This is a genomic window from Mesorhizobium sp. 131-2-1 (genome assembly GCF_016756535.1).
Lineage (GTDB): Bacteria > Pseudomonadota > Alphaproteobacteria > Rhizobiales > Rhizobiaceae > Mesorhizobium.
In genome coordinates, this window is sequence record NZ_AP023247.1 from 1,445,060 (window position 1) to 1,459,585 (window position 14,526).

The window sequence follows — 14,526 nt, forward strand, 5'->3', positions numbered from 1 at the left end:
TATCAGGAGAATGCTCGCAGTGGTTTCGCGCTTTGGTCTTTCGGTCGCCCTGGCGACGCCTTTTCACGCGTCGGGGCAGATCGCGGTTCCCGCCATGGTGGCGCAGGCGAAGGCCTGCCTTGGCGCCGGCTGCGGCAGCGCGACGCTTTTCGGCACAACGGGCGAAGGCGCTTCGATCGGCACCGAAGAGCGGCGCCGGATCGTCGAGGCGATGCTTGCCGCCGGCATCCCGGCGCATCAGATCGTTGCCGGCGTGCTGGTCGATGCGGCCGAGGATGCGGCCGAACAGGCGCGGCACGCATTGCAACTGGGCGCCCGCAACATCCTTCTGGCGCCGCCGAGCTATTTCAAGAATGTCGGCGAGGACGGGCTGTTCGGCTGGTTTGCCGCCGTCTTCGCGGCGCTCGGTCCGCTGGCCCGCGACATCCTGCTCTACAACATCCCGTCCGTCACCATGGTGCCGTTGCCGCTCAGCCTGATCGGCCGGCTGCGCACCGCCTTTCCGGACGTGGTCGCAGGCGTCAAGGATTCGGGTGGCGACTGGAGCTACAGCGAGGCGCTGCTTGCCGCGCATGGCGATCTGGTGATCCTGATCGGCGACGAGCGGCATTTGGCCAGAAGCGTGCGCCAGGGCGGGCAGGGCGCTATTTCCGGCATGGCGAATTTCGTCACCGGCGAGATCCGCGCCATGGCGGTGGACGGGCGCGACGATCCCCGTGTCGAGAATTTCGTACTCGAGCTGCTCAAATTCCCGGTGATACCGGCGGTCAAGGCGATGGTGGCGCGCAGCACCGGCGATGAAGCCTGGCATGCCGTGCGTCCGCCGCTCGAGCCGACCTCCCAGCAGGGACGCAGGCAGCTTGCCGCGGCCTATGATCAATTGTTTGCGACAGAGCCGGCCTGACCGGCAAAGGAAGCGCTGAATGGAAGACAGCAGCGAACCGGCGACCCTCAGGGAAAAGGCCTATGCCAGCTTCACGCGGCATTTGTTGGCGCGCGATCTGAGGCCGGGTCAGTTCGTGTCGCAGCGCGAGCTAGTCGCCTTCACCGGGCTGCCGCTCGGCGCCATTCGCGAGATCGTGCCACGGCTCGAAGCCGAGGGCCTGCTGACCACTATTCCGCAGCGTGGCATGCAGATCGCGCATATCGACATCAACCTGATCCGCGAGGCCTTCCAGTTCCGCCTGTTCATGGAGCGCGAGGCGGTGGCGCTGTTCACCGTCAACGCCGCCGATGCCGAGCTCGCCCGCCTCAGGCGCGAGCATGAGGAGATGCTCGCCGAAGCGCTGGCGCAGCCGGCGACGCCGGAAATGGAGGCAAAAGCGCAGGCCATCGACTGGGCGATGCACGACACCTTCATCGACGCGCTGGACAACGAGATCATCGCCAAGGCGTACCTGGTCAATTCGGTGAAGATCCGGCTGATCCACCAGGAACGGTTCCGCATCGACGGCCGCGTCGTGCCGGTCATGCGCGAGCACCTGGCGGTGATCGAGGCCATGGAAAACCGCAACCCGCAAAAGGCGGTCGAGGCGATCAGCCAGCACATCGACAATGCACGCCGACTGGCGCTGCAAATCTAAGGAAATGAGCCGCGCCGCGACTGCGGCGCAACCCACAACGACAGTAACCAGGGAGGAAGAAATGTCGTCCAATCCATTCACCCCAACTAGAAGGCAACTGCTTGCCGGAACCGCCGCTCTTGCCGCCGCCGGTCTCGCCGGCCTGCGCCCGGGCTTCGCCGCCGGCGTCAACTGGAAGCGCTTTGCCGGCACCACGCTCGACGTCAATCTTGTGAAGAGCCCGCGCAGCGACACGCTGATAAAATATCTCGCCGAGTTCGAGGAACTGACCGGCATCAAGGTCAATGCCGAGGCGACGCCCGAACAGCAGCAGCGCCAGAAGACGGTGATCGAGCTCAGCTCCGGCAAGCCGAGCTTCGATGTCGTGCATCTCAGCTACCACGTGCAGAAACGGCAGTTCGAGAAGGGCGCCTGGCTGGCCGACATCTCCGGCTATCTGGCCGATCCGACGCTTACCGATCCGGCGCTGATCGAGAGCGACTTCGCCGATGCCGGCATGGTGTTCGCCAAGGACGCGCAGGGCGCGCTGCGCTCGCTGCCGTTCTCCGTCGACTACTGGATCCTCTACTGGAACAAGGAGCTGTTCGAAGCCAAGGGGCTGAAGTACCCCGAAACCTTCGAGCAACTGGTCGCCGCCGCCGAGGCGCTGACCGATCCCGCGGCCAACACCTATGGCTTCGTCGCCCGCGGGCTGAAGAACGCCAACACGCCGGTGTGGACGTCGCTGATGCTGGGCTACGACATGACGCCGCTCGACGCCGATGGCAAGCTGCGCACGCTGTCTCCCGAGGCGGTCGAGGCCGCCGGCCTCTACCAGCGGCTGATGACCAAATCTGCGCCTCCCGGCGTCACCGGCTTCAACTGGGCCGAGGCGCAGTCCGCCTTCCTGCAGGGCAAGATCGGCATGTGGTTCGATGGCGTCGGATTCGCGCCGCCGATGGAGAACCCGGAGAAGTCGCGGGTGGTCGGCAAGGTCGGCTACGGCGTCATGCCCAAAGGGCCCAAGGCGCATGCCTCGGGCACGTTCGGCGACGGCATCGGCGTCACGGCAGCCAGCGAGAAGAAGGAGGCCGCCTATCTCTTCTGCCAGTGGGCGGTGTCGCCCGCCATGGGCGCGCGGCTGCTGCAGGCCGGCGCCGGCGTGCCGTTCCGCAAGTCGGTGCTGGAGGATCCCAAGGTGCGCGAAGGCGTCACCATGCCGGCAAGCTGGTTGGACGCCGTGGTCGGCTCCGGCAATGTCAGCCGGCTGGCGCTGCCTGTCATCATCCCGGTTACCGAGTTCCGCGACATCTACGGCGTGGCGCTGAGCAACATGATCGCCGGCGCCGATCCGGCGGACGAATTGAAGAAGGCCACCGAGCAGTTCCAGCCGGTCCTCGACCGGAGCGAGCAAGGCTGATGTCCGCCACCACCCCAGACCAGGCCGGGGTGACGATGAAAGCCATGGAAGGGGGCCAGACGGTGCGTCTGGCTCCCAACTACTGGCCCTTCGTCGTGCCGGCGCTCGTCGTCGTCGGCGCGGTGATCGTCTTCCCCTGGGCCTTCACACTGTGGATGAGCGTCAATCGCTGGACGCTCGGCCAGTCGCGCAGCTTTGCCGGCATGGAAAACTATCTCCGCCTGGCGAGCGACCCGCGGTTCTGGGAATCGCTCTGGCATACACTGACTTACACCTTCCTTTCGGTCGTCGCGCCGATGTTCCTCGGCACTGTCGCCGCGTTGATCTTCGATGCGAAGGTCCCGCTGCGCGGCCTGCTGCGCGGCATCTTCGTGATGCCGATGATGGCAACGCCGGTCGCCGTGGCGCTGGTGTGGACGATGATGTTCCACCCGCAGCTCGGTGTGCTCAACTACCTGCTGTCGCTGGTCGGCATTCCGGCACAGGAATGGATCTTCAACGCCAAGACCGTCATTCCCTCGCTGGTCGCGGTCGAGACCTGGCAGTGGACGCCGTTGGTGATGCTGATCGTGCTGGGCGGACTGGCCTCGGTGCCGCGCGAGCCGTTCGAGAGCGCCGAGATCGACGGCGCCAATGCCTGGCAGCAGTTCCGCTACCTGACCTTGCCGATGATCGCGCCGTTCCTGATGATCGCCGTCATCATCCGCACCATCGACGCGCTGAAGAGCTTCGACATCATCTACGCCATGACCCAGGGCGGTCCTGGCACGGCGTCGGAGACCATCAACATCTACCTCTACAACACCGCCTTCTCCTACTACGACATCGGCTACGGCTCGGCCATGGCTGTGGTGTTCTTCATCGTGATCGTGGCGCTGTCCTTCATCCTTTTGATGCTTCGCCAGCGCTCGCAATGGATCAACGCGGAGGGCAAGTAGATGACGTCGCGGCTCATCAACCGGATCGGGCTGTTCTTCGCGGCCTTGGTGTTCGTCTCGCCGGCGATCCTGTTCTTCCTCTGGATGATCTCGCTGTCGCTGAAATTCGAGATCGACAACGGCGCCTATCCGCCGATCCTGATCCCCGAGCGCTTCGCCTGGTCGAACTACGTGAAAGTGTTCGATGAGAACAACTTCCTGCTCTACCTCTGGAATTCGGTGCTGGTCACCGGCACGGCAACGCTGCTGGCGCTGCTGATCGGCGTACCGGCCGGCTATGGCATTGCCCGGCTCAAGGCCGAGCGTTCCGCCGTCGTCATCATGATCGCCCGCATGACGCCGGGGCTCTCCTATCTGATCCCGCTGTTCCTGCTGTTCCAGTGGATCGGCATCCTCGGCACGCTGTGGCCGCAGATCATCATCCATCTGGTGGTGACCGTGCCGATCGTCGTCTGGGTGATGATCGGCTACTTCGAGACGACGCCAATGGAACTGGAGGAAGCGGCCAGCATCGACGGCGCCAGCTCCTGGCAGGTGTTCCGTCTGGTGGCGCTGCCGATCGCCAAGCCCGGCATCGTCGTCGCCTTCATCCTGTCGGTCATCTTCTCCTGGAACAATTTCGTCTTCGGCGTGGTGCTCGCCAGCCGCGAGACGCGCACCTTGCCGGTCGCCGTCTACAACATGCTGTCCTACGAGCAGGTGAGCTGGGGGCCGCTCGCCGCGGCCGCCCTCGTGGTGACGCTGCCGGTGCTGGTGCTGACCCTGTTCGCGCAGAGGCAGATCGTCGCCGGGCTGACCGCCGGCGCGGTCAAGGGCGGCTGAGCATCCAGCCAGACACTACAGTTTCGTGGAAACATAAAATGGCATCGGTGACGATCAACAACGTGCAGAAGGCCTTCGGAGCCACCAGGATCATCCACGATGTCAGCGTCGATATCGCCGATGGCGAGTTCGTCATCCTGGTCGGGCCGTCGGGCTGCGGGAAGTCGACGCTGCTGCGCATGATCGCGGGGCTGGAGACGATCTCGGCCGGGAAGATCGCCATCGGCGAGCGGGTCGTCAACGATCTCAGGGCACGCGACCGCAACATCGCCATGGTGTTCCAGAACTACGCGCTCTATCCGCACATGACGGTGGCAGACAATATGGGCTTTGCGCTCAAGATCAAGAACGCCGATCCGGCCGACACGGCAAGCCGGGTCAAGCGGGCGGCAGGCATACTCGGCCTGGAAAAGCTGCTCGACCGCTATCCGCGCCAGCTTTCCGGCGGCCAGCGCCAGCGAGTCGCCATGGGCCGCGCCATCGTGCGCGACCCGCAGGTGTTCCTGTTCGACGAGCCGCTCAGCAATCTCGACGCCAAGCTGCGCGTGCAGATGCGGGGCGAGATCAAGGCACTGCACCAGCGACTGGGCACCACCACCATCTATGTCACGCACGACCAGATCGAAGCGATGACCATGGCCGACAAGATCGTCGTGCTGCATGACGGGCTGGTCGAGCAGATCGGCGCGCCGCTCGATCTTTACGACCGTCCGGCCAATCTGTTCGTCGCCGGCTTCATCGGGTCGCCGTCGATGAACTTCATCCGCGGCCGCGTCGAGGAAGGCGTCTTCCGCAGCGCCGGCGGACTGACGCTGCCGCTGCCGGACGACACCCATCCGGCTCGGGTCCCGGACGGCGAGCTTGTCTACGGCATCCGTCCCGAACATATCCGGGCAAGCAGCTCGGGCATCGCCGGCACCGTGACGCTTCTAGAGGCTACCGGCTCGGAGATCTTCGCCACGGTGGACTGCGCCGGCGAGGAGATCTCCTGCCTGTTCCGCGAGCGGCTCGCTTTGAAACAGGGCCAGGCGGTGCACATCGAGGCCGACCGCGCCTGCGCCCATCTGTTCGAGGCGAGCACCGGCCGACGCATCTGAAACGTCGCGATGGCGACCTCGCCCTCGGCAAGGTCGCCTTGAGCAGCCGCTCGGCACGCGCGCGGCGCGTGGCCTCGACCGCATCCGGTTGACGCTTCCGATCATCCTGCCAGGCGTCACCTCGGGCGCGCTGTTTGCCTTCGCCACCTCGCTCGACGAGGTTGTCGTGACGATGTTCCTCGGCGGCCCCGGACAGCGCACCTTGCCGCGCGAGATGTTCACCATCGCGCGCGACACGCTGACGCCGACCATTGCCGCTGCCGCGACAGTGCTGATCGCCGCCTCGATCGTGCTTCTGGTGGCTTCGACCGCGCTCGGCCGCTCGAACCGATAACGCCAGCTTGCCGGCGTACCCCGGTGGTGCTTAGGTGCGCCGTCAAAGGGCGGGGTGTGCCGTGGTTCAGCGATGTGAGTCGCCGGGGAAGAATTCCATTCGGACAATCGTAACCGTTCGATGAGGCCGGCCGCCGATATCCCGGCGCGGCACCGCCTTGTCCTGGCGGCGGCGCGGCTACTGATCACGCTTCGTCACCCGATGCTTGTGGTGCGGTTTGCAAGGAAGATGGGCTATTGGCCCAATCCCGCCGCGCCCGAGCGCTATAACGAATGCATGCTCTGGCGAAGGCTGATCGATCACAATCCGCTGTTCATCACTTTGTCGGACAAGCTCGCCGCGAAGGATTATGTCCGCGCCGTCTGCCCGGAGCTGGAGGTGCCGAAGACCTTGTGGCGCGGACACGATCCCGACGATATCCCATCGGTGCTGCTTGAGGGCGATGTGGTGGTCAAGGCCAACCATGGCTGCGACATGAACGTCTTCGTCTCGGGCGGCCAGCCGGATCGCGCCTCCATCGTGCGTCAGCTGAGGCTGTGGCTGGGCAAGCGCCAGGGTCGCCGCAACAGCGAGTGGGCCTACTGGCCGATCGTGCCGGAAGTGTTCGTGGAGGAGATGCTGCCGCTCAGCGGCGGCGAGATCGCCACCGAGATCAAGGTCCAGGTCTGCAGCGGCGTCGTCTGCCATGTCAGGGCCGAGGACAAGAAGGCACTCAAGTCGCGGCTGTTCGAACCTGACGGCAACCCCTTGGCCGGGCGCGACATCGACTATCCGCGCGAGGATCAGGCGCTGCCCGTCACCGCCCGCCTCGTCGAATTGATCAGGCAAGCCGCCCTGATCGCCCCGCGCATCGCCGGCGATCTCGATTATGTCCGCGTCGATTTCCTGGTCACGCGCGAGCGGCTCTACGCCGGCGAGATTACCGTCTATTCGGCCGGCGGTTATGCGACCTGGAGCAATCCGGCCATCATGGCGGACATCGAGCGACGCTGGCGGCTCGATCAGTCGGACTATCTGCGCCGGCGGCATAAGGGGCTTGCCCGGCTCTACGCCGATGCGCTCCGCTCAAAATGCCTCCGGGCCTACGGCAGTCCGGAGCCTGTTCCGGTCGCCGAAATCCACCCGCCGCTGGGCGTGCCGGATACGCACGACGCCTGAACGCCTTGGCGACGCGTGCAGGTCATTTTGGTCCGGGGCGCCCCTGGCGCCGCATCAAAGGCCGAAACGATCCTTCAGCCGCCCCGAAAGGATCGCCGCCCTTACACCCAGCGGCCAGAAACGGTGGAACCGGATCCGCTTCATCTGCGATATAGGCATCGGGAACGGGGTGGTCTCATCGCCGCGAAGGCGCCTTGCCAGGACGCTGCCCATCGCCGAGGCCATGGCAACGCCGCGGCCGTTGTAACCGACGCAGATCAGGATGCCGTCCTGCGGCTCGTGCACATGCAGGAGGTGATCCTCGGTGATCGCGACACGCCCGTTCCAGCCATGTGTCCAGCGTGTCCCGGCAAGCGCCGGCCATAGCTGGGGCGCATAGTCGGTGAGGTAGGCCATGGCGGAGGCATCGCCGATCGGCCGCATCGGCCCCCGGCCGCCCATGAGAAGGCGGTTCTGCGCGTCGATGCGGTAGTACACCGTGATGTTGCCGGCCTCGTAGACAACAGGCCTTTCGGGAAGGATAGCCGCGGCAACCGGGGAGGGGAGCGGCTCGGTCGCGGCGATGGCGCTGAACACCGGAACCAGGGACTGCTCCAGGCCCGGCCAGAGAGTGTCGGTATAGCCGTTGGTCGCGATGAGAACCTTCTCGGCGCTGACGGAACCGTTGCCGGTCTCGAGAAGCCACCGTCCGTCCTCCCTGCGCAACGAGACGACTTCGCTGTCGCCAAAGATCCGCGCACCGGCATTTTGCGCCGCGCCTGCCAGACCAAGGGTATATTTCAAGGGGTGGAGATCGCCACCGCGGGCGTCGAACATGCCCGATATGTATCTGTCGGTGCCGGTTCGCGCCGCCATCGCCTTTGCGTCGAGAATGCTGACCGGCATGCCGCGCCGCGCGCACTGCATGGCCGTGGTGCGCACCGCACCTGCCGGTTTCTGGCGGATGGCGGCGCGTATAGTGCCGTTCTGCCTGGCGTCGCAATCAATCGACAGGCGCTTGATGAGATCGAAGGTGAAGTCGGGCGCGGCGTAGGAGAAGTCGACCATGCGCGTCCCGAGATCCGGACCGAACAGCGCCTCTATGGCGTCGGGATCGTATTTGAGGCCGGGGTTGACCTGGCCGCCGTTGCGGCCCGAAGCACCCCAGCCCGGCTGACGGGCCTCGAGCAGGGCGACATCCTCGCCGGCCTCCGCCAGATGCAGGGCGGTCGAGAGGCCAGTGAAGCCGCCGCCGACAATGGCGATCCTTGCCCGCCGGGCGCCGGCGAGCGCCGGGTAGTCGCCGCCGTCGCCGGCGGTCTCGCGGTAAAGGCTTCTGGGCGGTTCGCTTTCGAGCATGGGGCGAGGTTCTTATGAAGCAGGCGAAGAAGCGGCCTGCAAAGAAGCGGGTTTGATGAGGAGGGTGCCTGCCGAATGCAGCTTCCGCAGAAAATCCAAGAGCCCGGCCCTGAGGCCCTCCGACAACGCTCCCAAGGGCGGCAGCGAGCCGCCGGGATCAAGCCCGATCATAGCGTTCCCCACAGTCAGCTTCGCTCCGATCGACGCAAATACCGCCGCTGTCTCGCCAAGTTGTTGAAAACTATGGTGATCCCGACAGGAGCGCAGCTTTTGAGGGATTTCAACGGCTTGCGCTGTCTAACCTGTTCAAAACGGGCAGTTGTCTGAAAAAGGCTTTTTCCAGCTTTGTCTAACGCCACATAGCCCCCTTTGTCCCCCCACCTGTCCCAAGCACGGATGGACTGGTTGCCGGACAGCCACGCTGTGTGCTCCGTTGATCGGCTTAAACCCGGTCAAAACAAGGTGTTCTTCGCCGAGTACTCGGTGCGCATTTCAGTGTCCTGTCACGTTAGCCTTGCCATATCGAATTTGTCGAAGGAATGAAGCAAATCGAATGACGCAGTGCAGCAGCGAGATACCATCCTCTCAGGTTAAAAATGAGAGGATTTCCATGGACTTGCTCGATCCTAAGCCACCCATCAAGCGACCTGACACATCGCGCCACCTATCCGACCCATGGCTGGCGACATCCACTCTCCAGAAGGCCATCCGGCGGGGTATCAGACGATCGCCCTCGAAGCTACGAGCTTCCTGTTTTCCGGTCACACTGATCGGTTCTGGCGTCGCCTCGTCGTAATCGCGCTGGAGGACATCGGCATCGGCGACCTCGATCTCGTAAGGGAGGTGCTGTTCGCATCGACCCGGAAAGGCTGGCGTGCCGAGAATGGCGGCGATTGGGCGGTAGCATCCCATCTCGTGGAATGCCTATGTTTCGCCCCGAAATCGAGGGACGCATGCGAACTGCTGGTTGCCGCTGACCTGCATCCTCGATGGAAGGAGCACCGGACGGCAATACTCGATCTGACGCACCACCAGCTTTGCGACATCGTGGCGAACTCTGACCGGCATATCGTCGAACGGACGTTGGCGGCATGGCTGATTGCAGGCACCCGGCGCTTTCCAGCGTTCGCCTTGCCGGAGGTCGCAGGATCGTTCCCGGCATTACTCGACGTGTACCGGCATATTGGCGTTGCGGAGAATGTGCTGGAGGTCGCCCGGCTCGGCAGCACACGCACCGACGAGGGGCACCCGCTGACATTACCGTTGATCTGGTTAGCCGCAGGTAGCGGGCCGGTAATAGTCCAACCGGGTCAACTGTCAGAGCCCGTCCTGATCCGCGGCTGGCCCGACTATGCCTTCGACATGCACGCGCGCCTTGGTCGGCGGGCGCTCGCCCTGTTTGGCGATCGATGTACAGCCCTGCGCCAGATGATGCAGCGACACTTGCCAGTGAGTGCCCAGGCCGATCTTATTGGACATCTCGTATTTCGGGTTGAAGGGCATGTCGTTGATCGACGGCTGAGCTACCCCGGCGCGGGGTCGATCCTAGAGGGTGCTAAAACCGCCCATCTCACTTTCAACGGTTATCCCGAAAACCTCGTCACAGACCTGCTGGCGGTTCTTTACGACCATATGGACCTACTCCTTCAATGTCGGATCGAAGCAGCACGAGGCCGGGCATGATGGAGATTGTCGGCCAGCGAGGATCAACACGTTTTCGCGCCAGTGCAATTAATTGCACTGGCGACATCCCCGTTGGTGAGCGTGTCACTGCGTTCATCAGTCAGTCAATGTCCGAGAATACTCGGCGCGGGTATGCACTCGATCTTGCTCATTTCCAGAATTGGGGGGCGTCGATACCGGTGTCGCCCGAAGTCGTCGCTGAGTATCTCGCGGACGGCGCCGAGACCTACGCGGTGGCAACGCTGGAACGTAGGCTTGCGGCGATCTCAAAAATCCATCGTGCGCTTGGCAAGGTCGATCCCACGAAGGCTGCAATCGTCACGGCGACCTTGCAGGGCATTCGCCGCAGCCTCGGCGCTGGTCAACGGCAGGCTCGGGCGCTTCTTCGCGACGACCTGTTCGCCGTCCTCGACCGGCTTGGGGATCGACCCAAAGATATACGCGACCGGGCGATGCTTTTGCTGGGTTTCGCACTTGCCGCCAGGCGGTCGGAATTGGTGGCACTGGACGTCGAGCATGTCGAGTTCACCCCCAAGGGTGCTTTAGTCACAATCCACCGCAGCAAAACAGATCAGGAGGCGCGGGGCCGGAAGGTCGCCATGCCATTCGGACGCACCCGCCACTGTCCGATAGCGGCGCTGAAGGACTGGCTGGTGTTCGCCGGGATCGACGCTGGGCCTGTCTTCCGTGCCACGAACAAGCACGGGAACATTCTCGATAGGCGCATCTCCGGTGAGGCAGTCCGTCAGACTTTAAAGGCTCGGCTTGTCTCTGCGGGATACGACCCAGGTCCGTTTTCGGCCCACTCACTGCGAAGCGGACTTGTGACCTCGGCGGCGATGGCGGGGGCGACATCTTACAAGATACGGCAGGTAACTGGGCACAGGACCGAGGCTGGACTTTCCCCGTATCTTCGCACCGTCGATCTGTTCGACGACGCTGCTGTTGCGCGCGTGCTATAGTAATTGGGGCAGGCTGCAGTAATTGGGGCAGGCTGCGCATTGGGGGGCGAGATCATTGGAACTGCTGCTGAATGGCATCAACGGAACATATCTTCGCAGTGTACTTCTGAACGCGGAAAAGAAGACGCATCGTGTCGATGCCGCTGTGGCATATGCTACGGAAAATGAACTTCTCTTCGATTGGTGCTGGGATCAGAAGCTACCGCTGCGTTTTTGGGGTCGCTTTGATGAGAGTGTGCCGGTGGCTATCCCGGTCCTCAAAAAGTTCTTAGAGAAGCGTTCTGGTCGTTACGTCTGCAAGCTGGTTAGAGCCTTCCATCCCAAGGTGATTTGGTGGCGAGGTCATGGAGCCTATATCGGTTCGGCCAATCTGACGCAGAGCGCTTGGTGGAATAACGTTGAGGCTGGTGTCTTTCTCAGCGAGGCCGAACTGGTAAATGGCGGTCACGATCTTGAATTGGATCATATGTTCCGGGAGCTGGAGGCTCACGCTGCACCGTTAACACAGGAGCTATTTGATCTGCTTGCTGCACGGAACGCCGAGCTCACACGCCGAAAGGCCGCGTCGAAGGATGCCGATAGGGAATTTCTCCAGACGGAGCTCGTTCCACACTGGGAGGGGTTAGCTCGCATCAGCGCCAAGTCTGCCGGGGACAAACGGCGGCAGGCGTTCCTCGACGAGTGGAACAGCACTTTGCAAATTATTCGGGACATCGCAGCGAAGATATCAACAGACGGAAACCGTCCAAGTTGGATCGGCACGACTGCGCCACTTGGCGCGCAGGCGGACCAATTCCTGCACGCACATTATTATCAGAACACCTTCGATGGCAGACGTGCCGATTTCGAAACACACTTTGATCGCAATCGTCACGACCCCGATGCAGCCTTGGATCGTGTTGTCGAATGGTGGCGAAAATGGCCATCAACTTCCGATGAGAATACGATGCTGAATAAGGTCGCCCCCTATTTGCGACGAGCATTCTCCGCAGAACAGCTGCCGAAACTCTCTGAGGACCAGTTCGCCAAAGTGCTGCCTCGCGTCCATGCCGTGCGCGAATACGCGAGGCGCGCCCCCAATCGGTTCTTGGGGCTACCTGGTGGTAGGAAGTACAACATTGGCGAAAAGGTCGATGCACTGGCCCGACATGTCTATCGAGCGCCGGACCGGGGCGGTGTACCCGTGTTGGAAACGCTCCAACATGTGCTCTACGGAGGAAGCCCCGACGAAGTGCCACAGCGTCTGTGGGAAGCCATTTCCGACAAGAAGCGAAAAGTTGATCTCCTAGGCGTTAGCGCGATGGGGGAGATAGTCGGTTGGGCAATGCCAAACCGATTTCCGCCACGAAACGGTCGCACGAGCAAGGCGCTACGGTCTCTCGGCTACGATGTTATGGTGCACGTAGAATAGCTGCGTCAGGCGGATGAAGTAGCGCCCCAGAGCGGCAGATGCACTTGTCTCGACAGTTGCCGGTTCGTCCTCAACTTGTACAATTATCCTTATCCGCTATCATTTTTGGGTGTGCAGTGCCTTCCACTCGCCATCTTTGCCCAAGAGCGCTTTGCCCCCCGGTCATAGAAATCTGACGACCGAACTCCCACCGCGCATACATTGCGTGCGCTCGCACAGGGCAGCGTCGATGATGTTGGTGATCCAGCGGTCGCTCGCTGACAACCCGGCCAATCGGGTGGTCACCAGCACCTGCGCAATATCAGGCTCGTTAGCGATGAGTTGCACAAGAGGATGCGAAAGCAACAAGTTTTGCCGGGATGCCCGACCAAGGCGATAATTGATCCGCACTACGCCGCTGGCTTATCCACGAGTTTCTCGACCAATCTTCTGAGTTCCGACGGCGTAGTATGGCCGCCGACAATCTCGTGGTAGCTGATACCCGCCCGCCGCAGGGCCTCCTTTTTTACTGCGTCACGTGCTGCTGCTGTGCCTTGATGATGCGCATGGCCTTGGTATTCGAGTGCATGTCGAGGTAGACAGTGCTCGTCCACAAGAAGAAGGTCCACCCGTTTCGAGTTGATGCAGCTGTAGGCGTCGGCGTTGGCGCTACGCAGAATTTCGCCCAGTGACACTTGGGCCATCACCTGCCATCCCGGATTGCAGCCGATCACCATGCGATCGAGTTCCTTGAAGACGCGCACTTCGCTCTTGTTGAGGAGCGGTTGAACTGTGAAGTTCGCACCCATGACAATCCGCAACTGGTCAGCAGGATCAGTTGGTTTCGGTGGCGCGGTAACAGGCTTCGGGGCGACCCACAGGCCGCTAAGGATGTCGCCCCCACTGCGCTCTCTCGCCCAGCGCGCGCGGTTCCTCTCCCTCCATGCCAGCCTCCGCCTTCTCGATAGGAAACGCTCCAAGCCCATACCAGCGAGGACGCCAGCTAGAAGAACGGCTGCGAGTTGTAGCGGCTCAACAAATTCCGGTGGCATGCAAAGTAGCTACCTCCGCGATGCAGGTGGTCCTTGGTAATTCGACATTTGCTCATATCAGCAAAGCGTCAAACGATCTGCAATATCCCTGATTGCCCTGCATCCGGTTCACTGAGCGTTAGGCCCGTGGCTACGAGCAGTAGGCAAGTCTCGAATGCGGGTAGGCTAAAATGCGGGTAGGCTCGGGGATCCGGGCGGGTTGCCATCGATTTAGGAATTGCTAAATTTGCTGAGGTCGAAAAGAAATTGCATTGACCCTGAATAAAAGGAGGGAACGTTGAGCAGACGGTCGGAGATTGTCCTCGTGTGGGCAGCGGTAACGACCGTAATCCTGCTTGGAACGATGGTTTACCTGTTTGCGACAATGAATGAACGTGAAGAGGCATGGAAGCGAAAACAAGTCACCGAGTATATTGAACAGCAACGTGCCGAAGCAGAGGCGAAGGAGGCGGCTGCGTTGGCCCAGGAGAACGCTCGGATAAGATACGACGCAGCTTATGCTGTACAGCGATGCACCTTGTTCAGAGCAGGAAAGATCATTGTCGGGGCCACCGAACCATCGGCTTGCGAGGAATTTCGCAACACCCCCGACGGTCGGAAAGCCTTACTCGACAAACTCGACCGAGAAACCCAGGACCTAGAGCGGTCTATGGCCGAGCAGGCCAAGAGAAAAGCTCTGGAAGATCGGATCCTCAGTGGAGAATGCACGAGAGAGGAATGGAAGGAATTTTGGGGAGTTGAGCCGCCTCCCAATTGGAAATGCGGTTGAT

General features: G+C 62.3%; 14 protein-coding genes. 12 read left to right on the top strand and 2 right to left on the bottom strand.

Features of this window, described 5'->3' with window-relative positions; genetic code table 11:
- Positions 1–19 precede the first annotated feature (19 nt).
- The 8 genes from JG743_RS07085 (at position 20) to JG743_RS07120 (ending at position 7,331) form a co-directional block, all read left to right on the top strand.
- Entirely contained in the window at positions 20–904 is an 885-nt protein-coding gene (locus tag JG743_RS07085) for a dihydrodipicolinate synthase family protein (RefSeq protein WP_202302487.1), read from the top strand.
- 19 nt (positions 905–923) lie between these two features.
- On the top strand, positions 924–1,583 hold the full coding sequence (locus JG743_RS07090) for a GntR family transcriptional regulator (protein ID WP_202299090.1): 660 nt from the start codon (positions 924–926) through the stop codon (positions 1,581–1,583).
- A gap of 61 nt (positions 1,584–1,644) precedes the next feature.
- Positions 1,645–2,982, top strand: a complete 1,338-nt coding sequence (locus tag JG743_RS07095) for an ABC transporter substrate-binding protein (protein WP_202299091.1) — start codon at positions 1,645–1,647, stop codon at positions 2,980–2,982.
- 35 nt (positions 2,983–3,017) lie between these two features.
- A complete protein-coding gene (locus JG743_RS07100) occupies positions 3,018–3,920 on the top strand; it encodes a carbohydrate ABC transporter permease (RefSeq protein WP_446720903.1) in 903 nt (300 codons plus the stop codon).
- Positions 3,921–4,742: a carbohydrate ABC transporter permease gene (locus JG743_RS07105; RefSeq protein WP_202299093.1), complete on the top strand. Its 822-nt coding sequence runs from the start codon at positions 3,921–3,923 to the stop codon at positions 4,740–4,742.
- A 38-nt stretch (positions 4,743–4,780) separates the two neighbouring features.
- Complete coding sequence (locus JG743_RS07110) at positions 4,781–5,839, top strand: ABC transporter ATP-binding protein (protein WP_202299094.1); 1,059 nt, start codon at positions 4,781–4,783, stop codon at positions 5,837–5,839.
- Between the two features lie 88 nt (positions 5,840–5,927).
- Positions 5,928–6,173, top strand: a complete 246-nt coding sequence (locus tag JG743_RS07115) for an ABC transporter permease (protein ID WP_202299095.1) — start codon at positions 5,928–5,930, stop codon at positions 6,171–6,173.
- A 120-nt stretch (positions 6,174–6,293) separates the two neighbouring features.
- Complete coding sequence (locus tag JG743_RS07120) at positions 6,294–7,331, top strand: ATP-grasp fold amidoligase family protein (RefSeq protein WP_202299096.1); 1,038 nt, start codon at positions 6,294–6,296, stop codon at positions 7,329–7,331.
- A gap of 54 nt (positions 7,332–7,385) precedes the next feature.
- Here JG743_RS07120 and JG743_RS07125 read toward each other — a convergent pair whose 3' ends face one another.
- On the bottom strand, positions 7,386–8,669 hold the full coding sequence (locus JG743_RS07125; protein ID WP_202299097.1) for an NAD(P)/FAD-dependent oxidoreductase: 1,284 nt from the start codon (positions 8,667–8,669) through the stop codon (positions 7,386–7,388).
- 675 nt (positions 8,670–9,344) lie between these two features.
- Between JG743_RS07125 and JG743_RS07130 the strand changes: the two genes are divergently transcribed.
- Genes JG743_RS07130 through JG743_RS07140 form a run of 3 tightly spaced genes read left to right on the top strand, consistent with a single transcriptional unit; the run spans position 9,345 to position 12,725 of the window.
- On the top strand, positions 9,345–10,352 hold the full coding sequence (locus JG743_RS07130) for a hypothetical protein (protein WP_202299098.1): 1,008 nt from the start codon (positions 9,345–9,347) through the stop codon (positions 10,350–10,352).
- Positions 10,349–11,314, top strand: a complete 966-nt coding sequence (locus tag JG743_RS07135) for a site-specific integrase (RefSeq protein WP_202299099.1) — start codon at positions 10,349–10,351, stop codon at positions 11,312–11,314. Before JG743_RS07130 ends, JG743_RS07135 begins: the two co-directional genes overlap by 4 nt.
- A gap of 55 nt (positions 11,315–11,369) precedes the next feature.
- Entirely contained in the window at positions 11,370–12,725 is a 1,356-nt protein-coding gene (locus JG743_RS07140; protein ID WP_202299100.1) for a phospholipase D family protein, read from the top strand.
- 389 nt (positions 12,726–13,114) lie between these two features.
- Here JG743_RS07140 and JG743_RS07145 read toward each other — a convergent pair whose 3' ends face one another.
- A complete protein-coding gene (locus JG743_RS07145; protein ID WP_202299101.1) occupies positions 13,115–13,756 on the bottom strand; it encodes a DUF2726 domain-containing protein in 642 nt (213 codons plus the stop codon).
- 277 nt (positions 13,757–14,033) lie between these two features.
- Between JG743_RS07145 and JG743_RS07150 the strand changes: the two genes are divergently transcribed.
- Entirely contained in the window at positions 14,034–14,525 is a 492-nt protein-coding gene (locus JG743_RS07150) for a hypothetical protein (RefSeq protein ID WP_202299102.1), read from the top strand.
- Position 14,526 lies beyond the last annotated feature (1 nt).